Source organism: Dyadobacter koreensis, assembly GCF_900108855.1.
GTDB classification, from domain to species: domain Bacteria; phylum Bacteroidota; class Bacteroidia; order Cytophagales; family Spirosomataceae; genus Dyadobacter; species Dyadobacter koreensis.
The window spans coordinates 754,663-780,057 of record NZ_FNXY01000001.1 but is presented as its reverse complement, the minus strand read 5'-3'; the positions used below and the strand labels follow the sequence as shown (position 1 = coordinate 780,057).

Annotated in this window: 22 protein-coding genes and 1 riboswitch; of the genes, 6 read left to right on the top strand and 16 right to left on the bottom strand. The window is 41.7% G+C overall.

The window, feature by feature from the left end:
* Positions 1–3: 3 nt before the first annotated feature.
* Positions 4–1,518: a DUF1501 domain-containing protein gene (locus BMY70_RS03230; protein ID WP_090331870.1), complete on the top strand. Its 1,515-nt coding sequence runs from the start codon at positions 4–6 to the stop codon at positions 1,516–1,518.
* A 38-nt stretch (positions 1,519–1,556) separates the two neighbouring features.
* Positions 1,557–3,839 (top strand): DUF5703 domain-containing protein, encoded by a 2,283-nt coding sequence (locus BMY70_RS03225; protein ID WP_090331868.1) that lies wholly within the window; start codon positions 1,557–1,559, stop codon positions 3,837–3,839.
* A gap of 56 nt (positions 3,840–3,895) precedes the next feature.
* Here BMY70_RS03225 and BMY70_RS30795 read toward each other — a convergent pair whose 3' ends face one another.
* From BMY70_RS30795 to BMY70_RS03215, 3 genes are all read right to left on the bottom strand, one after another.
* Positions 3,896–4,072, bottom strand: a complete 177-nt coding sequence (locus BMY70_RS30795; protein ID WP_177196945.1) for a DUF6496 domain-containing protein — start codon at positions 4,070–4,072, stop codon at positions 3,896–3,898.
* Positions 4,073–4,168: 96 nt separating this feature from the next.
* On the bottom strand, positions 4,169–4,936 hold the full coding sequence (locus tag BMY70_RS03220) for an SDR family NAD(P)-dependent oxidoreductase (RefSeq protein WP_090331866.1): 768 nt from the start codon (positions 4,934–4,936) through the stop codon (positions 4,169–4,171).
* Positions 4,937–5,043: 107 nt separating this feature from the next.
* Positions 5,044–5,949: an alpha/beta fold hydrolase gene (locus BMY70_RS03215; RefSeq protein ID WP_090331864.1), complete on the bottom strand. Its 906-nt coding sequence runs from the start codon at positions 5,947–5,949 to the stop codon at positions 5,044–5,046.
* Positions 5,950–6,339: 390 nt separating this feature from the next.
* On the opposite strand from BMY70_RS03215, the gene BMY70_RS03210 reads away from it, so the two are divergent.
* Positions 6,340–6,906, top strand: a complete 567-nt coding sequence (locus tag BMY70_RS03210) for a Crp/Fnr family transcriptional regulator (RefSeq protein WP_090331862.1) — start codon at positions 6,340–6,342, stop codon at positions 6,904–6,906.
* A 33-nt stretch (positions 6,907–6,939) separates the two neighbouring features.
* Here the strand turns inward: BMY70_RS03210 and BMY70_RS03205 are convergent, their stop codons facing one another.
* Together BMY70_RS03205 and BMY70_RS03200 are read right to left on the bottom strand one after the other, a co-directional pair.
* Entirely contained in the window at positions 6,940–9,507 is a 2,568-nt protein-coding gene (locus BMY70_RS03205) for an ABC transporter permease (protein WP_229209456.1), read from the bottom strand.
* A complete protein-coding gene (locus tag BMY70_RS03200; RefSeq protein ID WP_090331860.1) occupies positions 9,504–10,187 on the bottom strand; it encodes an ABC transporter ATP-binding protein in 684 nt (227 codons plus the stop codon). Before BMY70_RS03200 ends, BMY70_RS03205 begins: the two co-directional genes overlap by 4 nt.
* Before the next feature lie 205 nt (positions 10,188–10,392).
* On the opposite strand from BMY70_RS03200, the gene BMY70_RS03195 reads away from it, so the two are divergent.
* Positions 10,393–11,076 carry an arylesterase gene (locus tag BMY70_RS03195; RefSeq protein WP_090332641.1) on the top strand — a complete coding sequence of 228 codons (684 nt, stop codon included), beginning with the start codon at positions 10,393–10,395 and terminating at the stop codon, positions 11,074–11,076.
* A 15-nt stretch (positions 11,077–11,091) separates the two neighbouring features.
* Here BMY70_RS03195 and BMY70_RS03190 read toward each other — a convergent pair whose 3' ends face one another.
* The 4 genes from BMY70_RS03190 to BMY70_RS30620 all read right to left on the bottom strand — a co-directional run bounded on the left by BMY70_RS03190 (position 11,092) and on the right by BMY70_RS30620 (position 12,661).
* Positions 11,092–11,376 (bottom strand): hypothetical protein, encoded by a 285-nt coding sequence (locus tag BMY70_RS03190; protein WP_090331858.1) that lies wholly within the window; start codon positions 11,374–11,376, stop codon positions 11,092–11,094.
* Between the two features lie 18 nt (positions 11,377–11,394).
* Positions 11,395–11,694, bottom strand: coding sequence for a hypothetical protein (locus BMY70_RS03185; protein WP_090331856.1), 300 nt, complete (start codon positions 11,692–11,694; stop codon positions 11,395–11,397).
* Positions 11,695–11,805: 111 nt separating this feature from the next.
* On the bottom strand, positions 11,806–12,342 hold the full coding sequence (locus BMY70_RS03180; RefSeq protein WP_090331855.1) for a hypothetical protein: 537 nt from the start codon (positions 12,340–12,342) through the stop codon (positions 11,806–11,808).
* A 154-nt stretch (positions 12,343–12,496) separates the two neighbouring features.
* The gene (locus BMY70_RS30620; RefSeq protein ID WP_137339943.1) at positions 12,497–12,661 is read right to left on the bottom strand and encodes a lmo0937 family membrane protein; all 165 of its coding nucleotides are present in this window, start codon (positions 12,659–12,661) and stop codon (positions 12,497–12,499) included.
* A gap of 336 nt (positions 12,662–12,997) precedes the next feature.
* Between BMY70_RS30620 and BMY70_RS03175 the strand changes: the two genes are divergently transcribed.
* Positions 12,998–13,288: a GNAT family N-acetyltransferase gene (locus BMY70_RS03175; protein WP_090331853.1), complete on the top strand. Its 291-nt coding sequence runs from the start codon at positions 12,998–13,000 to the stop codon at positions 13,286–13,288.
* Here the strand turns inward: BMY70_RS03175 and BMY70_RS03170 are convergent.
* Together BMY70_RS03170 and BMY70_RS03165 are read right to left on the bottom strand one after the other, a co-directional pair.
* Complete coding sequence (locus tag BMY70_RS03170; RefSeq protein WP_090331851.1) at positions 13,285–14,592, bottom strand: voltage-gated chloride channel family protein; 1,308 nt, start codon at positions 14,590–14,592, stop codon at positions 13,285–13,287. The two genes, BMY70_RS03175 and BMY70_RS03170, sit on opposite strands and share 4 nt — an antisense overlap.
* Positions 14,593–14,623: 31 nt before the next feature.
* A riboswitch (Fluoride riboswitch) is annotated at positions 14,624–14,689 on the bottom strand.
* Between the two features lie 98 nt (positions 14,690–14,787).
* On the bottom strand, positions 14,788–16,818 hold the full coding sequence (locus BMY70_RS03165) for a T9SS type A sorting domain-containing protein (protein WP_090331849.1): 2,031 nt from the start codon (positions 16,816–16,818) through the stop codon (positions 14,788–14,790).
* Positions 16,819–16,922: 104 nt separating this feature from the next.
* Here BMY70_RS03165 and BMY70_RS03160 point away from each other — a divergent pair, with 104 nt between their 5' ends.
* The gene (locus BMY70_RS03160; protein ID WP_229209454.1) at positions 16,923–17,492 is read left to right on the top strand and encodes a DUF1543 domain-containing protein; all 570 of its coding nucleotides are present in this window, start codon (positions 16,923–16,925) and stop codon (positions 17,490–17,492) included.
* Between the two features lie 73 nt (positions 17,493–17,565).
* Here BMY70_RS03160 and BMY70_RS03155 read toward each other — a convergent pair whose 3' ends face one another.
* The 5 genes from BMY70_RS03155 to BMY70_RS30615 form a co-directional block, all read right to left on the bottom strand.
* Positions 17,566–18,693 carry an efflux RND transporter periplasmic adaptor subunit gene (locus tag BMY70_RS03155; RefSeq protein ID WP_090331845.1) on the bottom strand — a complete coding sequence of 376 codons (1,128 nt, stop codon included), beginning with the start codon at positions 18,691–18,693 and terminating at the stop codon, positions 17,566–17,568.
* 15 nt (positions 18,694–18,708) lie between these two features.
* Positions 18,709–21,948, bottom strand: a complete 3,240-nt coding sequence (locus BMY70_RS03150) for an efflux RND transporter permease subunit (RefSeq protein WP_090331843.1) — start codon at positions 21,946–21,948, stop codon at positions 18,709–18,711.
* Positions 21,949–22,015: 67 nt separating this feature from the next.
* On the bottom strand, positions 22,016–23,380 hold the full coding sequence (locus BMY70_RS03145) for a TolC family protein (protein ID WP_229209453.1): 1,365 nt from the start codon (positions 23,378–23,380) through the stop codon (positions 22,016–22,018).
* Between the two features lie 203 nt (positions 23,381–23,583).
* Positions 23,584–24,489, bottom strand: coding sequence for a helix-turn-helix domain-containing protein (locus BMY70_RS03140; protein WP_090331841.1), 906 nt, complete (start codon positions 24,487–24,489; stop codon positions 23,584–23,586).
* Between the two features lie 629 nt (positions 24,490–25,118).
* The gene (locus BMY70_RS30615) at positions 25,119–25,346 is read right to left on the bottom strand and encodes a hypothetical protein (protein ID WP_143072040.1); all 228 of its coding nucleotides are present in this window, start codon (positions 25,344–25,346) and stop codon (positions 25,119–25,121) included.
* Between the last annotated feature and the right edge of the window lie 49 nt (positions 25,347–25,395).

Below are 25,395 nucleotides of genomic sequence, written 5' to 3'. Positions count from 1 at the left end.
CGCATGCCACACCATCACGATGAAGAATTCAGGCTGAATAGTCCTGAATTTAAACAGCTGAATATAAAGCTTGACAGGCGACGTTTTCTAACCAAAACATCGCTTGGGCTGGGTGCTCTTGCCATGGGTTCTCTGTTCGGTGCGGAGAAGATTTTCAGTTCTTCGCCGAAAGCTGTGCCGGAAAGCGCAGCAGATTTTGAACAGGAAATTCTCAAAGCATTACCTCATATTGCTCCAAAAGCAAAAAAGGTAATTTACCTTTTTATGAGCGGTGGTCCGTCTCAATTCGAAACTTTTGATTACAAACCCAAACTGGTAGATCTTGCAGGGCAGAACCTTCCGGATTCAGTCAGGAAAGGGCAGCGACTGACAGGGATGAGTGCTAATCAAAGCGCGCTCCCAATGGTCCCTTCGATTTATAAATTTAATCAGTTTGGAAAAAGCGGAACCTGGGTCAGCGAGCTGATGCCTCATACAGCCAAAGTTGTTGACGAACTATGTATAATTAAATCCATTCATTCAGAAGCGATCAATCATGATCCTGCGATCACCTTTTTCCAAACTGGGAATCAGCTTCCCGGAAGACCGTCGATTGGGTCTTGGGTAAGTTACGGTCTGGGCTCTGATAATCAAAATCTTCCGACTTTCATTGTTTTGGTTTCAAAAAACGGAGCAAAGGATCAGCCGTTGTATGCACGTTTGTGGGGAAATGGTTTTCTGCCGTCCAAGCATCAGGGAGTACAATTTCGTGCGGGTAAAGACCCTGTTTTATTTCTGAATAATCCGGAAGGGTATGACGGATCTGACCGGAAGGAAATGCTGGATTATTTATCCAAACTGAATAAATTACAAAATGAAGCTTACGGAGATCCCGAAGTTGATGCCCGGATTGCGCAGTATGAAATGGCCTACCGGATGCAAACATCGGTACCGGAAGTGATGGATACGAAGGACGAACCGGATGAAGTATTTCAACTCTACGGACCGGATAGCCGTGACTCTGGGACGTATGCGGCGAATTGTATTTTAGCCCGAAAACTCGTCGAAAAGGATGTGAAATTTGTACAGTTATATCATCAGGGCTGGGATAATCACGGTGGACTGCCCAAAGGAATTGCGCACCAATGCAAAAATACAGATCAGCCCACGGCGGCTTTGATTATGGATTTAAAAAGAAGAGGACTTCTGGATGATACGCTGGTGATCTGGGGTGGTGAATTCGGGCGGACAGTATATTCTCAGGGAAAACTCACGGCAGACGATTATGGGCGCGATCACCATCCGAGGTGTTTTACGATCTGGATGGCGGGAGCAGGCGTGAAACCGGGGATCAGCTTCGGAGAAACAGATGATTTTAGTTACAATATCGTAAAAAATCCAGTTCATGTGCATGATTTTCAAGCTACTTTAATGCATCTGATGGGCGTTGACCATGAGCGGTTAACATATAAGTTTCAGGGGCGAAGATTCAGGCTCACGGATGTACACGGATCGATCGTAAAAGATATTTTATCATAACAATGGGGCATGTTGCGTCGTGTTTAAATTCATGCTTGATGACCAAAAATTTTCTTGTCTGTCTTTTTGTAATTTTCTCAAATTATCTGTCTGCCCAGCCCAAGGAGCTTGCTACCTATAATGTTGTATGGACTTCAGGAAGTAAAAACTCCTCTGAGTCAATGCCTTGCGGCGGCGGAGATATTGGCCTGAATGTATGGGTAGAAAATGGCGACGTGCTTTTTTATTTGTCCCGAAGTGGCACATTTGATGAAAATAATCAGATGTTAAAGCTGGGAAGAATGCGGTTGAAACTTTCATCCAACCCATTTAAAGGGCAAGATTTTCGTCAGGAACTTCGGCTTTCAGAGGGCGGTGTCAGAATTACAGGTGGTGATGCAGAGCTGAACCTGTGGGTAGATGTTTTCAATCCGGTCGTCCATGTCGATATAAAAAGTAGGCTTGCAACAAAGTTAACGGCAGCTTATGAGTCTTGGCGTCTCGAAGATCATCTGATAACAGGAACCGAATTTCGGGCAAATTCTTACCGGCATAAACAACCTTTTGATATCTTAACATTAAAAGACGATGTGAGTTTTCAAGACAATCAGATTATTTTTTATCACCGTAATAATCCGGGCAAGGAGAATATTTTCGACTACACGGTAAAAATGGAGGGGATGGAAACGGTAAAAAATGAAATGTTTGATCCGGTAAAAAATAATACATTTGGTGGGTTAGTGCGGGGGAAAAATATGAAGCCCTCGGGAAATGACCAAGGATATTATGCGAGTACCAATTTTAAATCCTGGAAGTTGGAAAGTATCAAAGAATCCAGGATTTTTCAATTAGAAATCGGGCTTCATGTGGCACAATCACCGTCGCTCGAAGACTGGAAAAATGACCTGCAAAATGTCATGAGAAAATCAGTTTCCGAACAGAAAACTGCCTTGGTCAAAACCCGAAATTGGTGGAAAGATTTCTGGAACAGAAGTTATATATTCATTGACGGAAGCGATAGTACGATTTCGAGGAATTACCAGTTGTTCCGTTATCAGCTTGGCTGCAATGCATACGGCAAATGGCCGACAAAGTTTAACGGAGGGTTATTTACTTTCGATCCGGAATATGTAGACAAAAATTACAGTTACTCACCCGATTTCAGATTATGGGGTGGCGGAGCGATGACCGCGCAAAACCAGCGTCTGGTATATTTTCCTATGCTGAAAAGCGGAGATTTTGATATGCTAAAATCTCAATTTGATTTTTATCTGAATGCACTGCACAATGCCGAATTAAGAAGCAAAATTTATTGGAATCATAACGGCGCATCCTTTACTGAGCAGATCGAAAATTTCGGGCTTCCTAACATTTCGGAGTACATCATAAAAAGACCACCTGGATATGATGCGGGCATGGAATATAACCCATGGCTGGAATATTTATGGGAAACCGTGTTTGAGTTCTGTTTGATGATGTTGGAAACTGAGCGTTACGAGGGGCGGGACATCCGGCTTTATATTCCTTTTATCGAGAGTTGTTTAACTTTTTACGATGAACATTATCAACAGCTTGCATTGAAATTTGGGACCAAAGCATTTGATGAAAACGGTCACTATATTCTGTATCCAAGTACGGCTGCGGAAACTTTTAAGATGACCTACAATTCTACCACCGTTATTTCCGCTTTGAAGATTACATTGGAAAGATTGCTCGCACTTCCGGATGGATACCTTGACCAGAAACAAAAGGAGCGCTGGGCAGCGATGCTGAGCCGAATTCCACCGATGCCGTTTCAACAATTTGGTGGGCATAAAACATTGGCTCCCGCCGTTGTATGGAGCAGAGTTCAAAACTCAGAAACGCCGCAGCTGTATCCTGTTTTTCCATGGGGGATTTATGGTGTCGGCAAGCCGGATCTTGACGTAGCCATCAATACCTATAAGTTCGATCCTCACGCTGTAAAATTTCGAAGTCATATTGGTTGGCGGCAGTACAGCATTTTCGCTGCCCGACTTGGGCTGACGGATGAAGCTGTGGATTTAACGAGAGAAAAATTCAAGGATTCCAAACATCGTTTTCCGACTTTCTGGGGCCCGGGCTTCGATTGGACTCCCGATCATAACTGGGGTGGTTCTGCCATGATTGGTTTACAGGAAATGATTATGCAGGTGGATGATAAAAAAATATATTTGCTACCGGCATGGCCAAAGCACTGGAATGGGAAATTTAAACTTCATGCACCTTATCAGACGACGATACAAGCGGAAATAAAGGACGGAGAGATCAGTAAACTTATTGTGTTTCCCGAAAACAGACGTGCAGACGTTGTGATAAAATAGTGGTGAGCACGCGTTTTTTCCTGGTTACTCTCCACTGTTTAAATAATTTTCAAATACTAGTCCTTTTTCTGAGGTACTTTTGCTCCTTCTTTTCTGGCTTCTGAGAGCCCGATGGCTATAGCCTGTTTCCTGGATGTAACCTTTTTTCCTGTACCAGTTCGAAGTTTTCCTTCTTTCTCTGTATGGATTGCTTGTTCTACCTTTTTACTGGCTTTCTCTGAATATTTTGCCATTTTAGTAATTTGTTAAATGAAGTAATCAATCCCATCCGGATTTGTCATAACCAGGCCAGAACTCCGGATAAAAATAGTGCTGAAAGAATTTTTATATTAAAGGCTCATTCCTCCGTCTACGAATATATTTTGGCCGGTTATAAATTTTCCCGCCTCAGAACATAGAAAAAGAGCCATTCCTGCGCAGTCTTCGGGCTCCCCAATTTTACCGGACGGCGTATGCATACGTTGTAGAATTCTTTCATCAGCCTCAGGGACTTCCTCCTCAATTCGCGGAGTGTTGATAACCCCTGGAGCCAGGTTGTTTACTGTTACTCCCTTGTCTGCCAGCTGCATGGCAATGTTTTGTACAAGATTTAGAACAGCAGATTTTGTAGCAGCGTAAGCAATCATGGCAGGATGCGGTTTAATTTGCTGTACACTTCCGATCGTTACAATGCGTCCCCAATGTCGTTCGACCATCGCAGGCGCGAAGCGTTGCATGAGAAAAAATGTTGATTTGAAGTTTGCCTGTATATGTTCATCGAAATCAGACGGTGTAAAATCGTTCCAGTCCTTCGCCATTTGAACGGAGGCGTTAATGACGAGTATATCAATTTGCCCTACTTTATTCAGGACGCTTTCGTAGAATTTATCTACACCATCTTCTTCGGTAAAATCTGCCTGAATCAAATGCGCGTCAACCTTATATTGCTCTTTTATCTCGGAACGTACCTTTTCTGCCCCTTCTTTTCCCCCGAGATAGTGCAATACTATATTTGCGCCGAATTCTGCGAAGGTATGTGCAATGCCTTCACCAATTCCCTGGCTTGAACCCGTAATCAGGGCTGTCTTTCCGGTTAGATTAAGTTTTTCTGAAAACATATTTTTCTGTTTTAATAAGCACTGAATTTTGCGGCGCATTGATAAAAAAACTCCCCGGATCAGACTTGCCTGATAACAGGGAGCAGTTTAGCCTTATGGCAGTATCGTTATATTGTCCCTACATTTGGCGAATACGGCTCACCGGATCCTTCCGGAAGGTCAGAATCTTCATGAACAATTCCTCCTATAAATCTAATCAGATCATTATTTAATCGCTCCTTTTCTGTAACGAACAGTCCATGAGGGGCGCCCTCGTAAATGATATATTCAGCAGATGGCAAAAGCTCGGATGTTTTCTGTCCACTTACTTCAATGGGAACTGTCTTGTCTGCATCCCCGTGAATGATCAGAACCGGAACCTTTACTTTAACAAGATCTGATCTGAAATCTGTTTCACTGAACGAACGGATGCAACGACTTGTCGCCCTTCCCGACGCCTGCAATGCCAGGGCATTGTGCCATATGAGAATTTCATCGCTCACATTAGAATTCAAAAAAGAATTACCATAGAAGGATTTAGCGAATTCTGCCAGAAATTTCGGTCTGTCCTCTTCAGTATTTGCTACAAATTCGTCAAACATTTCCTTTGGTAGTCCGTCTGGATTATTGTCAGTTTGCAGCATAAACGGTACGACAGAACTGATCAATGCCACCCTTGCAATTCTTTTGTCTCCATATTTTGCCAGATAACGAACCACTTCGCCGCCGCCCATTGAAAAACCGACAAGTGTTACTTCATAAAGGTCAAGCTCTTCAAGCACTGCATTTAAGTCGGAAGCCAGCGTATCATAATCATAACCGTCCCATGGTTTATCGGATTTTCCAAAACCGCGGCGGTCATAGCCGATACATCGGATGAAATGTTTTGGTAGCACGTTGAACTGATACTCCCACATCTCGCTGCTTAGCGGCCATCCGGAAATAAATACTACTGGTTTTCCTTGCCCCACGTCCTGAACAAAAAGTTTTACCGGCTTTTCACCCGTATTTGATAGTGATTCTATGAAAGTCATGACAGTTAATTTTAAAGATTTGTTTGATGAAATGTTTCTGCTCGAACATTGTTAGAGTCAGATTCGGCTCGGTTTAAAATAATCATTCCAAATCCAATTATACATCATGGACATCCCCGATCTGAGGCTACAAACTGCAATATCCGACCGTTACTGGCAAACTTTTTGTCACTTCTATTTTGTAATTCGGCAGAGATATGTCTGGTATTTTATAAAAATAATTCTGCTTCCGATAAGTTGTTTGACAATATTTTGAATAAAGGATAAAACTTAATAAATTCTATAAATAATTGGAGTTTTGGATCATTGTGTGTGCGGCCACACTTTTTTTAGCCTAGTAAATGTGTTTTATAAAAATATAAGTTAGATTTTTACTTAAATCCTCGAAACTTGGAAAATCTTTACGCTTATATCAGGTTGCACCACCCGGAGATCTCTGATAAAAATTGGGAATCGTTGAAAAAGGTTCTGACTGTCCGAAGGTATCAGAAAGGGGAGTCCCTTTTGAAAACAGGTGAACTTTGCCAATCTATTTTTTTTATTGAAAGTGGATATTGCAGAGCTGTTTATCATCATGAAGGGCAGGAGCTTAATACCAATTTTTATTTTGAAAATGAACTGGCAACCAATATTCGAAGTTTGAAACAGGGAAAAGGATCAGAATATGCAATTCTGGCCGAAGAGGATCTGGAAGCTATTATTTTTGATAAAGACCGGCTATATGAACTTTTCAGCCGGTCCTCTGAAATTGATGCCATGGGCCGAAAACTTATGGAAGGTGTCTTAGCAAGACAAGAGGAACAGGCGAAACTATTCCAGTTTGACACAGCGCAGAAGCGCTATGACTACATGATTAAAATTCAGCCCCAAGTTATTGAGAGGGTTCCTTTGGAGCATATTGCTTCTTATTTAGGCATTAGCCTGGACACACTGTTGCGTATCCACCAAGGAAATTAAGATCGCTTGTTAATCGATTTTTTTTGATAAGACTCAGGCTTCCTGCCGTAAAACTTCTAGTGGCGATTTAGATAATATTCCCCGGCTATTGATTAATCCTATAAAAACCGTCAATCCGGAAACAATAAAAAATAATATCAGAACCGGCAGTGCTTCTGGTTTGAATTCGGTCTCAAATGTAAACTTGGCCAGCGCAAAACTACTAATCAAAGCGAGAATTATTCCGGTAGCGGCTGCCATCGCTCCCAGAAAAAAATACTCCAGCGCGGTGATGGCAAAAATCTGTTTTCTGCTCGCTCCGAGCGTTCTTAACAAAACACTTTCCTGCAGCCGTTGATACTTACTTATCAATACGGACGATATTAAAACAACAAGTCCCGTAAGAATACTGAATCCGGCCATAAACCGGATGACAAATCCTATCTTATTAAATAACTCATCGATTACTTTGAGCACCAAGGCCAGATCGATAATAGAGACATTAGGAAACTTCTGAACCAAAGCGGTTTGGAATCTTGCAGACATTTCCGGAGATGAAACATGGGTCAGTACAACATGGAATTGAGGCGCCTCTTCCAACACACCCTTAGGGAAAACAACAAGAAAGTTTGTTTGAACTTCGGCCCAATTTACTTCCCGCATACTTCCGATAACAGTTTCCATCATCGCACCTTGCACATTGAAAAGAAGTGTATCGCCTAATTTCATATGATTTCTTATGGCAAAACCTTCCTCAACTGAAACAGGAATAAGTCTGGACGGATCGGTATGAGAACCTGTCCATTTACCTTGTACCAGTTTTTCCGAAGCTGTTAAGGAATCGCGGAATGTCACACGGTATTCACGTCCAAAAATGCGCCGGGACTGTTCTTTGGAGGTATCGCTTTTAGCCGTGGCTCCGTTCTTGCCATTGACCGATTCCAGTCGCATATTCACGATCGGAACCGTTTCATTAACTGGTAATCCCTGCTGTTTCGCCAGGGAAACAACAGCATCTTTTTGGTGAGACTGAATATCAAAAAGAACTATATTGGGTTTGTTTCCGCTTGAAGAGAGTTTAACGCGGTTTAAGAGAATCGTTTGCGTAAAAAATAAGGTGCAGATAAACAAAGTTCCAAGACCAATCGAGACAATCAGGATCACGGTCTGATTATTAGGCCGGAATAAATTTGCCAGCCCCTGTCTCCATAAGTAACTCCACGACGATGGGAAAAATCTGCGAACAAGCCACATCAGGCTCGTTGCCATGGCTGTCAGGACAATAAAAGAGCCCATGATCCCGCCTGTAAAAGATAAAGCCTGAATCCAGTTTCGGGTTTGGAGATACGAAAAACTAAAGATGAAAAGGACTATAAGAACATAGACGATCCATGTTACAGGATCTTTTTCCATCGGGCCCGACTCACTTGTATTTCGAAGAACATTCAAAGGCGAAATTTTGCGGATACCGACCAACGGCGGCATTGCAAATAGAATTGAAATGATAAGTCCAATGCCAATTCCCTGTCCAATAGCGGACCAGGAAATTCCAGTTGTAAGTTCAAATGGTAGAAAATCTTTTATCACAATGGGCAGAAACTGCTGAATAATACTTCCAAGAGCCGCTCCAAGAATTGATCCGAAAAGTCCGATTCCTGCGATTTGAATCAGATAAATTAGAAATGCCTGATAGCCTTTTACACCCAGACAGCGAAGAATCGCAATAGAATTAAGTTTTTCACGGATATAGATATGTACAGCGCTGGCCACACCGATGCAGCCTAATAGAAGTGCTATAAAACCAACCAGGGCAAGAAACTGGGTCAAATCCTTAAAAGATCTGCCGGTATCTTCTTTTTGGCTTTGCACCGTTTTGTGATCCAGATCAGCAGCTTCCAGTCTGGGCTCTATATTTTTTATAAGTTTTTCAACATCCGTACCCGATTTGAATTTGATATAATGTCTGTATGCCACACGGCTCCCTTTTTGCATCAAACCGGTTTGGTCAAGATACTTCATCGGAATATATACAGATGGTGCGACTGAACTTGTAAGTCCCGTCTGGCCAGGAGCTTTCATCAAAATGCCGGCAACGCTAAAAGTTTCTTCACCAACTTTTATTGAATCACCTACTTTAGCATTGTATTGCAGCATCAAAGTCTGATCGACAATTGCCTGTTTGCCGAGCCTGAAAGTTTTTCCCGCATCTGCTGGCATTGTTTCCAGTTCTCCGTAAAAGGGAAAATTTCCTTCCAACGCTTTGACTTGTGCAAGACGGTTACCGTTGCTTTTAGGAAATAAAATCATCGACGCAAAACTGCGCTCTTCGGAACGCTCTGTTCCCAGAGAGTCAATCATTTTTTTTACATTCCCGGTCACCGGGCGGTTTGCTGAAACCTGGAGATCGGCGCCAAGAAGTTCAGCTGCCTGGTTATCAATATTTTGTCTGAGATTGTCACCTAAGGAATAAATAGCTACGAGAGCGGCAATTCCAAGGACAATGGAAGACACAAAAAGAAGAAGTCTTGAACGGTTTTTTCGGCTGTCTCGCCAGGCCATTTGCAAAAGCCAGGGTAAATTCAGGCCGTTTCGTTTATCAAAAGTATTGTCGGAAGAAATCATTGTGTCTGGGTGTCGGAGATAATTTTTCCTCCTTTAATTTTGATAATCCGTTGCGTTTTTGCTGCAAGATCCAAATCGTGGGTAACGACAACCAAAGTTGTTCCTGCTTCGCGATTTAAATCGAATAGCAATTTGACTACTTTTTCGCTGGTTTCAGCATCCAGATTACCGGTTGGCTCGTCGGCAAAAAGTATTTGGGGCCTATTTGAAAATGCCCGTGCCAGTGAAACACGCTGCTGCTCGCCGCCGCTCAGTTGGGTAGGATAGTGGTGGCTGCGTTCAGCGAGACCAACTTTATCCAACAGATCCAAAGCCCGCGGACGAATGTTTTTTTCTCCGCGTAGTTCCAGCGGTACCATTACGTTTTCAAGAGCAGTCAATGTAGGAAGAAGCTGAAAATTCTGGAAAATAAATCCGACATATTGATTTCGCACTGCAGCAAGCTGATCTTCACTCAGACCGTCCAGACGGGTTTCATGCAATTCAACTTTTCCTGAAGTAGACCGATCAAGCCCGGCACATAAACCCAAAAGTGTTGTTTTGCCGCTTCCCGATGGCCCGACAATGGACATTGTCGAGCCAGCTTCAATGGAAAAACTTATTTTGTCCAGAACCGTCAGGGAACGATCACCGCTTTTATATATTTTACTTACTTCTTCAAGATTAAGTATCGTATTCATTAATTATTTTCGTTCTAGCGTTACTGGTTTTCTTCTGGCAGAAAGGAGATGATTGATCCAATTGATCACAAGAAAATACTTAACAGGAAATATAAATCATTAATATTATATTTTTACATGTTGATGGTGTTCAATTTGAAAAATGAAGGCATCAAAATTGTATTTATTACAAATCATCAGCGAAGCATTTAATCAAAAATATTTCATGAGCTCACTTTTTTCAATTGCGCGATTATTCGTTTTAGTAACTTTGATAGCCGCGTGCAACAATAATAAAAAAACTGAACCAAATCAGAATGACTCAACCGCAATTGAAAAAGGGGTTGATAAAAAGCAAACAAAAACCATTCTTTTTTTCGGCAATAGTCTGACTGCTGCCTATGGACTGGACGATCCAACACAAGGATTTGCCGGCTTAACACAAAAAAGAATTGATTCACTTGGTCTTGATTATAAGGTTGTTAATGCAGGAGTAAGTGGTGAAACCTCAGCAGGTGGAAACAGCAGGATTGACTGGATTTTGAAACAGCCTGTGGATATTTTTATTTTAGAGCTCGGTGGAAATGATGGTTTGCGCGGCATTCCGGTTAGCGAAACGAAGAAGAATTTACAGTCCATCCTGGATAAGGTAAAGGCGAAATATCCCGATGCGAAACTGGTACTAGCTGGTATGCAGATGCCTCCTAGCATGGGTAAAACCTACATCACCGATTTTAAGAATGTCTACCCTGATCTGGCAGCCAAAAATAAACTGACCTTAATTCCATTTCTTTTAGAAAATGTTGGCGGAGAAGCCAAATTGAATCTTCCTGACGGTATACATCCTACGGCTGAAGGCCATAAAATAGTAGCTGAAACGGTTTGGAAAACGCTTGAAAATATTTTGTAAAACTTTGGGAAATCATCAAACAGGTTTGATGATTTCCCAAAGTTCAAGTTTCGCCTGAAGTATTTCTTTTTTTGTGACATAATTATCAAAGGTATCATGCTTGAGACCATTGATAAATTGCGGTTTCATGACGCGGGTAATGTATTCGTTGTCGCTAAATGGATCGATCCACTTATCTGCATCCTTTTCTTTCAGAAAAATAGAATACCCCCAGTTCGATTTATTAAGATGAACATATAACCAGACCGATACTTTAACCAGGCTCCCATCCTTTCGTTTAAATACCTTTTCGTGTGTCATTTTAATAAATTGTTTACGCTAATCCATGTTATTCAAAACAAGATCCTGAATGCTATATTCAAGAGCTTCTTTTATTTTGTTCATTTTATTCAATACCGGATCTGTATGCGCTTCATTTAGAATAAGTTTAACATAATTTTCTCTGATTCTTCCTGTCACCTGAAAGAGATGATCGCCGGATGTTTTGTAAATAATTGCTTCCAGATCCTGTTTTACGAATTCATCCAGTATATCGGCGGCCACATCTTCCGGATATTTTTCAATGGTATCAAACACGAAAAAACCGTTATCATGTTTACATTTTATGTAATCTGCCATGTTTCAAAGTAATCTTGCGATCATTTAGTGATCATAATTATTATACCAATTTAAATCCGATGAAGATTGGTGAGTCACACCGGCTTTCAAATTAGTGAAGATTGCCGAAAGTTAATCTTCATGGATTTGTCGTCCCCCATATTTATTCCACGAGGTAATAATGTCAATGCGGTCTGAGACTGTTTTTGGTTTGAAGCCAATAATAATCCCGCCTTCCTGTAAACTTTTATCAAAATGTTCCGCATGGTGCTTTGGGACCCCTGATCCTACGAGCGCGCCAATAATCCCTCCTGTTAGTCCACCAGCGCCAGCGCCCGTCAGAGATGCCAGGATTGGGCCGGCCACTGCAATTCCCAAACCTGGAATAACGACAGCCGTACCAATTGCTGCGATGGCTCCGGTTACCGCGCCGACGGTTCCGCCAATTGCAGAACCTAAGCCGGCATTTTCCAAAGTTTTGGTAGTCAGATCAGAATTGCTGCCGTCACGAAAATGTTTGTCCCTGGTTTCATTCGAAATCAAAACGGTTATTTCGTCGGGTTTATAACCACGGTATATCAATTCGTCATAAGCTCTTTCTGAACTGTCTCGGCTCATGAAAACCGCTGTAACACTTTCCGGGATAATTATTTCATCTGGATTTTCCATTATTCTTTATCGTTTAAATTCTATGATTTCTGGATAACCCTTGATTTTTAGTAAGAATTATGCCAGGTAAAAACAGGCTGTCCGACGAGTCGCGCATAAAAAAACTCAGAACTTTTTACAGTCCTGAGCTAATATTTATTGATGAAGTATTTTTTTAGACGACTCTGTCCCCACGGATCACTCTAAGTATCACAGCAACGATAGCGATTACCAGAAGGATGTGAATAATGTTTCCCATTCCAAAGCTAGCAAAGCCGAAATAACCGATCAGCCACAAAATGACTAAAATAACGGCTATTGTATAAAGAAGATTTCCCATGGTGGTAGTAAGTTAGTTTGTTGATAAAATGTTTATTTAAGATTATTAAAATTGAGTGCCAGAAGCATTTTCGCCCTTTATATCTTGTTAATTCCCCGTATTTGCCGGGAATCGGCACATTTAAGATGTTTTATGCCTTATAGTTGTAGAAAAAAGCCCTCAATAAGTTACTCGTGCATTGTAAGTAGTTGTATACCAGAATAATATGGTGGGATTTTTGATAAAGCTTGCTTGTATGGTACACAAAAATTTTACTGTGTTAAAAATGTGATCAGGAATTGATTGGTTTTAGGATAGGTAAATTATAAATTGGCAAAAAACAAAAATTACTGAAACGTGAAATACGAAGATATTCCCCTTGTTGATAATAAAGAGCAGCACAATTTCGAATTTGTTGTAGACGGTCACAGATCCTTTATTGACTATGTGATCAAATATGACCTGGTTTACTTGATTCACACAGAAGTTGCCCCCGAGCTGGAAGGAAGGGGCGTGGCATCTGCAATGGTAACAAAAACTTTGGAGCTGTTAGAATCGCAAAACAAACAGATTGTTCCGCGATGTTCTTATGTGCTCACTTTTTTAGAGAAAAATCCTGAATGGAAAAAGCTGGTTGCGCACAGTTAAAGTTCACTTAGCTTTTTGCCGGATTGATCCTTGAAAATGTCATTTTTAGGTTCGCCTATTATTTGGGTAGTGTAAATACTGTTATGGCCTGAAAAAAGATAAGAAACCACGCAGGCTATTGCAACATAAATTCCGCACTCACTTCCAAATAATTCAATCGCCATCAATGTGCAGGCAAGCGGCGTATTTGTCGCTCCTGCAAAAACGGCGACAAAACCCATCCCTGCGAGTAAGCCTGTAGGAAGAGGTATTACATAGGAAATTGCATTGCCTAATGTTGCGCCGATAAAAAAGAGGGGAGTGACCTCTCCACCTTTAAATCCTGCGCTTAATGTGATAACTGTAAAAATTATTTTGAGAAGAAAGTCATAAGGCGGGAGGTTCTCTTCAAACGAAAGCAGAATAGTAGGGATGCCGAGCCCTAAATATTTTGTAGTACCAAGCAGCCAGACTCCCGCAGCTACAATAATTCCGCCTAAAACCGGCCTTAACGGTGGAAAAGTTATTCTTGACTTAAAAATCTTTGAGCATTGATGGATTGCTTTACTGAAAAAAGCTGCTGTTATTCCAAATAATACTGCCGCAAGTATACTGTAAAGCATCGTCTGAACAGATATTTTCGGGATGTTCGGAATGTGGTAGTGTGTATGGGAAACCTGCCATGAGTCGGTTACCAGGCTTGCAAGAATTGCGGAGAGAAATGCAGGAAATATCGCGTCATATCGCAACCTTCCTATCAACAGAACTTCGAGACCGAAAACCGCTCCGGCGAGCGGAGTTCCAAAAACAGATCCAAAACCGGCACTGATAGCGGCGATCAGCAAAATTCTGCGATCAACCGAATTAAGTTTGAATATTCTGGAAAACTGGTCCCCAATAGCCCCGGCCATTTGCAATGCGGTTCCTTCCCGGCCAGCTGAACCGCCAAAAACGTGTGTCGTGATTGTTCCGATCAGAACGAACGGAGCCATCTTGAACTGGATATAATTCTTAGGGTTATGAATGGTATCAATCAGAAGGTTATTCCCTGCTTCAACATTTTTTCCAAAATAATAATATAGCAAACCAATCAGAAAACCAGCTAATGGCAGCAATGCGATTAACCAGATGTTTGTTTCCCTGATTTCAGTCGCCCACTGTAAGGATACCAGAAAAAATGCAGACGCTGATCCTACACAAACTGCAAGTATCGAGCTAAAAAGTATCCATTTTAAGATGTATCTGGTTGATGGAAACTTTTGGTTGAAAAGTGTAACGTAATTTTTACTCGTAGTAGACAGCATTTTGTAAGTTGATTCAGACATAAGATTCCTGGTTAATAATGTTGTACATTAAAATTGACCAGGCGCCATCAGCTTGTTAGAGCGGTTCGGATAGGAAGACACCATTTCCTTGATGCTGCAAATATATTCAGAATTGCGATCTGCCGGGATTCTTTTTTGGTTTAAAAATATTTAAACAGCTGATTCCGGGTTATTTCTTTCGGCATTTTCCTGATTCTACCGAACAACAGAAAGTTTTTTCGTCAGTGATTTGTTTTCTGTTTGTAATTGAATAAAGTAAGTTCCTGCAGGTAAATCCGCAATAATAAAGCCGGCCTCTGTCTGATGAGTTATCTCTTTCCTTTGCAGAGTTTGACCTAGGGAATTGATCAGAAGGATCGAACCTTTTACCAGATTTTGAGGGCGAACCGTAATGCGCTGATGGGTAGCTGCTGGATTAGGATATACTGTAATTAATTCATTTACAGGTTCTTGTAAGCCTAAAACAACCGGGATTTCCACTTCCGCATAGGCATATGAAGATGATTCTGCGACGTTATTTCCAGCTTTCAGACGGTATGAGATCTTTCCCGGGAAACTGTTTGTTTTGTCTTCAAAGCTTCTGGAAGCCGCCGAAAATTTACCGATAATCTTGTAATCATTCTCTCCGGAGATTTTCCGTTCGAGCGTATAACTTGTCGCTCCGTTAATCTCATTCCAGCTTAAAACTGCGTTTGCAAATGGATTAACCGAGGATATTAAACTTGGAGAGTTCAGGCCATCTACAATAGAAAAATTATTAACTGTGAACGCACGCATTCCTAGTTTATTGGTCAGATAAGGACCATTAAACGGATAGAAATAATTCGTCTCCAACGTGTAAGGCGGAAGATAGTCTAATCTTGAAGCATTCTGCGAATTAGCAAAGTCCAGGACAATTCTGTTTCCATCTGCCCGAGCCGTGCTCACTGCCGCGGGGAAACCATTCAGATAAATAAAGTCTTTCATATGCAATGTAACCTGATCGCTCACTTTATAAGGTTCAGGATAGATAAGCTGTTGTCCTTCGTCAAAAACAAGAATCAACTGTTTTTTCTCCTGAGATGTATAAAATACCTTTTTTAATGAGGGAGAATTAATATTAAGCGTATCTCCCAACTGGTAAAAATCCTTGGCGATTAGTCTGGAAACTTCTAATCCGTTTTGCCTGTAACCTTCCGGACCATAATGTAACCCATCGAATTGTTTCGTTCCAACTGTCGCCAGCGATTGAACATCAGGATATCGTTCAGGCAATCTTCTCTGATACTCTCTAAGCTCGGCACCAGTTGTTGAAGGAAAATAGATAATATCGATCTGGAAAACATAGATCTGTTCGAGTTTTGGAAAATCCAATTTTAGGTTATTTCGTATTTTTTCGAAATTTCCGGGCCAGTCAGAACCTTCGTGGTAAGCTTCCGATTCTCCCTGTCTGTAAATAAATGACTTAACTGCATTCTGTAAACCAGCTTTTTGAATTCTATACAACAGCCGTCCATAACCCGTGTTCAGATCGGCAGGGTTATTTTCCGTGCGCTGCGCATGATTCACAGAGGAAGACCAGTGAAATCCGCCATTTATCAAACAGTTCGGAATGCCATATCTTTGAGAAAGCTGTTTTTGTATTTCAAAACCCATGGTTCCGACGCCAGTCAGATATTTTTGCTGATTAGAAAGTGCCCATAGAGTATCCGCCGGATTATAGGGTGCGGTATTGAGCACATCAGTAATTTTTCCAAAGGTCCGGCAGTACGGATCAGTGGACGACTCATCAAAAAAACCAGTCGAGTTTGACTGTCCGTCAACGATAAAAACATCGCCGCTGACAACATTTTTCCTGGTTACGATCAGTGTTGAATCTGTTGTTTTACATGCAAAGACCTTAAAGCTGTACTGAGCCAATTCTGCCTTTATGCTGGTTTCTGCCGCAAAAGATCCTGTACCCTTGCTGTCATATTTAAGGCTGGCTTTCAGGTATTTGAAAAACGTATCGTTGCGAAAAACCTGTATCGAGACGTAACTGTAACCAGTCACTTCGACGATGCCTGAAATGGGAATAATCCCATCGCTATGTGCATTTCTTGGATACAGCTGGTAATCTTGCGGAAGATTGCTGAAAACAACAGAATTGAAACGCTGCGCAAATAATTGACTGCTTACAGATAGAATAATCGAGGTGAAAACCAGAAATCTTACTACGCGTTTGTTGGGGGAAAGTTTTATTTTCACAGAACGGCTTTCTTAATTTTAAAAGTAAATTTATCCTAATTTTATTTTTTTGTCACTACCGGATAATATTTCCATTTTTATTTCACTTTTAAAATAGGCTATCTGTGCGTTCGAAAAAGTTATATATGGTGTTACTGGGTTGCAGGCCTCTGGGAAGGTTGACCGAACAACACGACATTTTTTTTGGAATTGGAAGTTCAATGAAGGATCTGGTGCCGGAAATAATTTCGAGCTGGCCGGAAGCAGAAGGAAAAATGCACGTTGACGCATTTCGAGAGGTGACTTCTGTTGACGGCAATGTCATTGAAATTATTGATAGGGGTGAAAAACCTGAACCTGGCGAGTATAAATTATTTTTTATCAATCTTGGCGGATATAAGGCAGGAGAGTTTGACGAATTTCATTACAAAATGCTTTCCGTTGCAAAAACGCAAGGCGACGCCATACGTATTTCAAAACAGACTGCCTTTTTCAAACACACCGGTTTCAAAGGGGCGCCTTCCCACATTGACGACAAATATGGCATTGATATAGATGATATTTTTTCGGTTAAGGAAATTCTACCAGCCATATACCGCGAAAAGTATGCCATAAGAATTATTAAAAAACAGTCAAAGGAAGATGACCTGATGCTCGGCTATTTTCCGTTGAAGCAAATACTGGCCGAGTTTTAAAGAACAAAAATCCCCGGACATATCGGTCTTGCCGAAGGCTCAGGGATTTTTACAGGCGGTAACAATTTATATTTTAGATCTTTGTATTTAAAGCGGATCCGTTTCTAACTTCTTCGCTGGCTGCTTTGACCAGCTGGTCTTCCACTTTCAGGCTGTCGCTGAAAATTTCAACATTTTCATCCGACTCTCTGCCTTTTTGCACATCAACCCAAACGGCTTTGTTGTCGACAACTTTCACAACAAAAACTCTTTCCATGGACGTCACCAGGGCAGTTTTAGGAACGACAAAAGATGAGGCTTTCGAGGCTAACGGGATGGAAACCTCGGCGATCATACCAGGAAGCAATTTTTTGTCATTATTTATTACATCCATTTCAATGCGCTCTGAACGAAGTCTGGTATCGAGGGCACCAGCCAAACGTTTCACTTTTGCTGTGAATTCTTCGTTTGGATACGCTTTTACTGAAAACTTAATTTCCGTTTTGTTGTTTACATAGCCCACGTAAGCTTCTGGTATTGAAACCACCAAACGCATTTTATTCTGGTCCTGCAATGTAAACAACGGAAACTCAGAACCTTTTCCGGACGGGCCGACATAGGCGCCCAGGTTTACATTTCTGGCCGTAATAATTCCCGAAAAAGGAGCCCTTACTTCAAGATAATTTTTCGAAGCACCTACTTCTTTCTGGCTTGCCTTTGCTGATTGAAGCTGTGCATAATCTGCGTCCATTCTTGCCAAAGCCTGGTCGAGATCATTCGGCGAAATGGTCCCCGGCGTTTTACTGGTTTCCAGAAGACGGTTATAATTTGCTTTACTTGCAATGTAGGCTGCCTCCTGGGCTTTTACCCTGGATTCAGCACCTGCAAGACGGGAATTCAGTTCAGGTGCTTCCATGGAAATAAGCAGCTGGCCCGCTTTCACTTCGGTGCCCACATCCGCATAGAGTTTTTTTACAAAACTGGTTTCCCGGGCATATAAGTCAACTTGTTGGTAAGAGATAAGCTCGCCGGGCGTATGAAATGCAGTAGCAAGGTCTTCTCTTTTAAGTGGGAATGTCTCGGTAACAGCTGTAGTTTTTTCAACAGGAGCATCTGTCTTATGTTCTTTTTCTTCCGCATTTGACTTGCATCCGATCGCTGTGCCAATAAGGGCTGCAAGAATCAGACTGTTCAATGTCGAATATTGAGTAATAGGTCGCATCGTTAATATTTTTAATTAGTGAGCCGGTATGTAATGTTTGCTTTCCTTATCTTCAGGATCCAAAGAAACCGAAGCAGTCGAAGTTTTTTCCTGCACCCAAGCAAAAACCAATGGAAGAATGATCAAGGCTGAAAAAGTTGAGGCGATCAATCCACCAATCACGGCACGGGCAAGTGGAGAAGCCTGATCACCTCCTTCGCCAAAACCGGCAGCCATCGGGATCATTCCTACAACCATCGCAACGCTCGTCATCAAAATCGGTCTGAGACGTAGCGATGTAGCTTCTTTTGCCGACATCAATGCGTTCCCATTATGCTTTCGGAGCTCTTCGGCATTGGTGACCAGAAGTACGGCGTTAGCAATAGACACACCGACCGACATGATAATTCCCATATACGACTGCAAATTTAATGTAGATCCGGTGATAGTCAACATCGCAAGGGCACCTAACAACACTGCCGGTACAGTTGTCAAGACGACTAGCGATACCTTAAACGATTGAAAGTTAGCTGCAAGCATTAAAAATATTACCACGATCGCAACACCAAGTCCTGATTGAAGGCTGTCGAGTGTCTCAATTAGTACTGTGCTCAATCCAATCGGCTCAATCGTTAACCCCCGAGGCAACTCGCCCAACGAGGCGATTGCGGCCTGCACTTCTTTGGTTGCAGTACCTAAGTCAGTTTTGTGCAAATTGGCAGTAACGGAAATAATAGGCATAGCGCCCAGATTATCGTTTTCTCCATAAGTAGTGTCCATTTTTATGGTCGCAACATCACTCAAAACAGGTCTTGAAGAATTTTTAAGTATCGGGATCTCGCCGATACTATGGATACTGTTCATTTTATTTTCAGGAACCTGAACCTGGACCGCGTAACTAAGCCCGATTTTTTCATCAAGCCATACATTTTTTTCGGTGTAACGGGAAGACGAGGTAGAGGCAGTCAGGGACCTGGAAACATCCGACATATCGACGCCAAGCTGTGCGGCGCGGGTTCTGTCAATGTCGATATTTACCGAAGGATAATGAAGCGGCTGAGCGATTTGAATGTCACGAAGGAAACTTATCTGATCTAATTTGGCCGCCAGTTTGTTGGCATACTCTTCGTTCTGTTTTTTATTTTTACTCATAATCCTGACTTCCACAGGAGTGGGGGAACCCTGGCTCAGGATTTTGTCAGTCAGTTCAATCGGTTCAAAGGAAACTTTTACATCCGGTAAACTTTGCTTCATCTGCTTACGCAAATCTTCTTTTAAATCGTCCAGATTTACGTGGTAATCGTGCCCCAAACTCACCTGGAGGATCGCGTCATGCGGTCCGCTTGTAAACAAATAAATCGGGTTTACAGAAAACTGTGCAGGATGCATCCCGACAAAGGCCGAGGTGATTGAAATATTTTCCTTACCAACCAGTTTTTCAAGAACACCAATGGTTTGAATCAGTTTTTCTTCGGTGCGCTCAATACGCGTTCCATCTGCCACGCGGATGTGAAGCTGAAATTGTTTTCCGTTTACTTTTGGAAGGACGTCGCGCCCGATATTGATCAGTAAAAATCCTGCACAGGCTGAAATAATCACCACGTAAGCAATTACAACCGGTTTTCGATTGGGTAAAAGTTTATCCAGCATCCGCATAAATCCTAATCTGAATCTTTCAAACCCGGTTACTTTTCCGTCGTGGTTGCTGTCTGGCTCTTCAACCAATTCTTTTTTGTCTTCCCAATTATCACTTTCAGTCGCGGCAATTGAGGAATCTGCGGACTTTTTATGTTTTGGCTTATGTTCTTTCATCAGCCAGTTGGCCATAATCGGCACGAATGTCTGCGATAATAAATAAGACACAAGCATCGAAAAACCGATGGCCAAAGCCAGTGGCAGGAAAAGCGCTCCCGGAATACCGGTCATGGTAAATGCCGGTGCAAATACTGCAAGGATACAAAGCAGGATCAATAACTTCGGGAAAGCAATTTCCTTACATGCATCCCATATCGCAAGCGCCTTGGGTTTTCCCAGATCGAGATGCTGGTGAATATTTTCAATCGTTACCGTCGATTCATCAACAAGGATACCGATAGCCAGGGAAAGCCCGCTCAGTGTCATGATATTGATGGTTTGTCCAAATAACTTAAGGAACAAAACCCCGGAAATAATCGAAGTGGGTATGGTAAGAATTACAATCAAAGCGCCTCTTGGATCACCCAAAAAGATAAGTACCATAATCCCGGTCAGCACGGCGCCAATCGCACCCTCCGTAATCAAACTTTCTACCGCATTTATTACGTAGGCAGACTGGTCAAATTCGTATGAGATCTTTACATCTTCCGGAAGTAAGCTCTGAAATCTTGGCAATGCCTTTTTCAAACTTTGGACAACTTCCCAGGTCGATGCGTCCGCTGATTTTGTGATCGGCAGATATACTGATCTTTTTCCGTTGACAAGGGCATAGCCTGCGGTAAGGTCAGCGCCGTCTTCAATCGTGGCCACATCCCGAAGGTACAAGTTTTGAACGCTCCCTTTGAACAAAGGAATTCCTCCAAAATCCTGTACATTTTTGATTGAGGTATTTGCTGGTGTAAGATAATTTTTATCACCGATACGGACATTACCCGCGGGAGTCGCCTGGTTATTCAACCGGATGGCTTCAACCAATTGGTCAGGTGTCAGGTTATGGGAACGCAGTAATTCAGGATCTGCCTTGATCAAAATGGTCCGAAGGTTTCCTCCAAAAGGTGGGGGAGAAACCAGTCCGGGAATCGAAGTAAACGAAGAGCGGACATATACGTGCGCAAGGTCAAGAAGCTCGTTATTAGACCGCGTCGGACTGCTGAAAACGAGCTGGCCAACGGGAAGTGTAGAGGCGTCGAAACGAATAATAAACGGCGGTTGCGAACCGGGCGGGAATGATGACTGCATCCTGTTACAGAAAGAACTGAGCTCGGCAGCAGCCTGCGCCATATTTGTTCCTTCATAAAAACTGAGCTTCATCAACGTTAAGCTCTGAATATTTTTCGTTTCAACGCTTTTTAAGCCGTTCACGAAAAGAAAAATATTGACATAGGGCTTTCCAAAATAAGCCTCCATCTGGTTAGGTGTAAATCCACCGAAAGGGTGAGATATATAAATAACCGGCAGATCCATTTTTGGGAAAATGTCAACTTTTATAGTCCGCACCGCATTGATACCAAAGAAAAAAAGCCCGGCAACAAGCACTAAAATTGAAATGGGTTTGCGAAGTGCACTTCTTATTAATTCCATATAATTGGGGAAGGTTCAGGAAAAGATTTTAAAGCAAAAGGCCAAAATTTCCAATTCGTGAAATATTCTAAAAACTGCTGGTGAATAAATTAAAGTCTCCGGTTGCGGCCGCTTTAAGCAAAAGCCCCTGCCAGACATTGCTATATGCTATATCCCGGTCAGTTTCTGCACGATTTAAGATATACAAAGCTTGGGTAAGGTCAACGATATTGCTTAATCCGTTTTTATAAAGTGTGCTTTTCTGTATGTACGCGTCCGTTGCCGATTTTATTTGTATGGGAGCTTCCTGATAGTTTGCTAATGCATTTTGTATCTTGTTATTTGATAAAATAAGCTGGTTTTTGATCTGCTGATCTACCAAGTCATATTCATTTTGTAGCGCGTTTGAAACAAATTTTTGCGACAATACCTGATGCCTGATACGAAGGACATTGGTCATATTCCAAACCACGCCCACACCTAAAAGGTAGTTGGAGCGAACAGGTTTGATACCGTCAGTAAAACTGCCAGTGTAGGCACGTTGGTCTTGTGCGTAATTTGAGCTGAATCCTGAACCTCTGGTTTGGAAAACGCCGAATGCGGTGAAAACAGGCATACTTAGCGTATGATAATATTTTGCCTGCTGGTTGCTCAGGGCAATCCGGTTGGAATAATATGTTAAAAGCGGATGGTTTTCGGCAGGCATATGGATAGAATCAGCGAAGGAAATAGGAATTTTTGCGATGAAAACCGTATCGAGTATGAAAGACTGCTGCTCAACACCCATAAGAACAGCTAAACGGTTTGCTTGTTCCTGTTCAAAATCTTTGGCTCTCGTGATTGCAATTTTTGCGTTAGAAACTTCCGCATTGGCAAGGGAGGAATCCACGCCTGCGATCAGTCCATTCTTTGCTCTTGTAACAACCACTTGTTTGATGGCCGTCGCACGGATAAGGTTATTTTGCCATGAACGGGTCAGCCGCTGCGCTGCCAGCAAATTAAGGTATGCGCCTGCGACGCGAATTTCATGCTGGAAAAATTCCTGACTCAAATCGCTTTCATCCCGTATTACAGTCGATTTGGCAACATTAATCTTTTCTCGGGCGCGGCCAAATGCAAAAAAGTCCCAGTTTACGTTTGTCAGATATAAAGCGCCAAATGCAGCGTTCCAGTTTTGGTTTCCAAGAGGAAGACCAGAAGATGCAACGCCTAAACCACCCAGACCATACAACGGACCGTTCTGCCCATTGACAGTTCCGTAATCCTGTTGAAGCGAAAGGTTTAAGTTTGGCAGATAATCCTTCACACTTTGCTGGACAGTCGCCTTAGAAGCGTTAACGTAGTTGGCTTTTGCTTTAAGCGTTCCATAATTGATTTTAGCTGTTTCGATGGCATCTGTGATCGTTAAGACCTGAGCTTTGGTTTTAGCGGATACAAAAAAGGAACCGGCCAATAGCAAGTACAGTATTTTGTTTTTTAATAAATATGGTAAATACCTGAATTGTCGAAAGATTAGTGAGGTCTTAGGAGGATCTGCTGCGAAAATAAATTTCATTTTGATCATTTTCTAAACTGTATTCTTGGGTTACAAAAGTAATAAGCGAGCTGGTAGTTATTCTTATGTATTTCAAATAATAACTTATAAAATTCAAACATTCATTTTCTAAAGGAATTTGGTGTTATTCCTGTTTGCTTTTTAAAAAGGTTGTTGAAATATTCCGGGTATTCAAATCCCAGGCAGTAGGCAATTTCCGCAATGCTCCAATTGGAGTTTTTTAATAAAATCTTTGACTGTTGAATTAGTCTCTCCGTTATGTGTTCCGTTGTTGTCTTTCCGGTTACTTCTTTAAGTGCGCGGTTCAGATGGTTGATGTGAATGGACAATCTTTGTGCGTAATCTTTGGCCGTGCGGAGCTGTAATTTATGTTCGGGGGAATCGATTGGGAACTGCCTTTCCATGAGCTCAAAGAAGCATGTGGTGATCCGGTTTGAACCGTTGACATGACTATTGGAAGCTTTAGATGACTGCATTTTTACAGCCTCATGTATGATCAGATTAACATGGTTTTTGATCAATTCATATTTATAAACGTAGCTTGACTCCATCTCAGACGCCATTTTCTGATATATTTCCAGAAGATATTTTTCCTGCTGTTCATTAATGAAATAAACGGGGATGGTATCACTCTTCGAAATGGGCGAATCCATGAAACTTTTCGTGCGGTTCATGCCGTTGAGAAAGTCGTCGTTGAACAGGCAGAAATATCCTGACTGCTGCTCGGAAGAAGTTTCCCAGGAATAAGGTACGTTTCGGTTAAAGAAGACGAGCGCATTTTGATTTATCTCAATTTTAGTGTCGCCGTAAAGCAATTTTCCCTTTCCGATAATCAACGATATCTTATAATAATCTCTTCGGCTGTATGCGTTATACCGATTACAAAATTTCCGGGAAAAAACATTAAAATGTCCTTGCTGCAAAGTGCCGGAAAGAGTATCACCGGAAGCCAGTTTCGCAGCGGGATGCGTTTTGTAAAAATCCTCGATTGATTCGCTCACTATCATGCCTTAAAGCTATGAAATTCAAATAACAGCAGCAACCTTTCAGGCATGATCGGCTCGGATTTTAATTTGATATTAATTTTTTGATATAAAAAAGCGGGTTATGTGTCAATATCCCCTGAAAGAGATACTAATGCATAACCCGTTAAGCCGGTTTGACCTACAATGTATTCAGTTCAATAAAATGATCACGAAATCTTCTGAAAAGGACTCAGGACTCTATTACTTCAAAATGTCTTAAACAATCCGAATCGATTAATGAAAGATCATGACAAATCGGATGTGTAACAAAGGTGATGCACCGCGCAAGCTCGCTGATACGGATGTCGTTCTTTGGTTTCCAGACATACGTCTTGCCGTTCTTAACGGCTAAATTAGGATTTTGGCCAGTAAGATCTGATTGTGGAATTAGTGGGTTCTCGCTCATAACATGCAGACGTTAAGGTTGAGTTATTTAGATAACTAAACTTACAGATTCGTCTAATGAATGTCAAGGTTATTCCGATAAAGTTCTACCAATTTTGTAGAAATTAACGATTTGGAAATACAGAAAGCTTATTTTGTAGTATTAACCAGGTGTGGTGCCAGGATTGAATTGCTGGCTACTTTTATGAAAAGTTGGATTTAAATAATTACCGATCCGCGAAAACAGAGTTATTATCCAGCGTGACTACCACAGCTTTCGTCTCTATTTTGGCTTTTTGCGGCTTGTCGGCCAGGTTCGCTGGTTCATCCTTTGTTAAGGGCATTGTCCAGCATAGGTAAAATCCTAACATCAAAACTAAAACGACTGAAGACAAACCTAGAGACCAGAGCAGCGCGTTCAGACAGCGTAATGAGATAGATAAAAGACTCTTCATGATTACTTCAATATGGTTAATTAAGCAGCAACCGGGTGTTACCATTCCC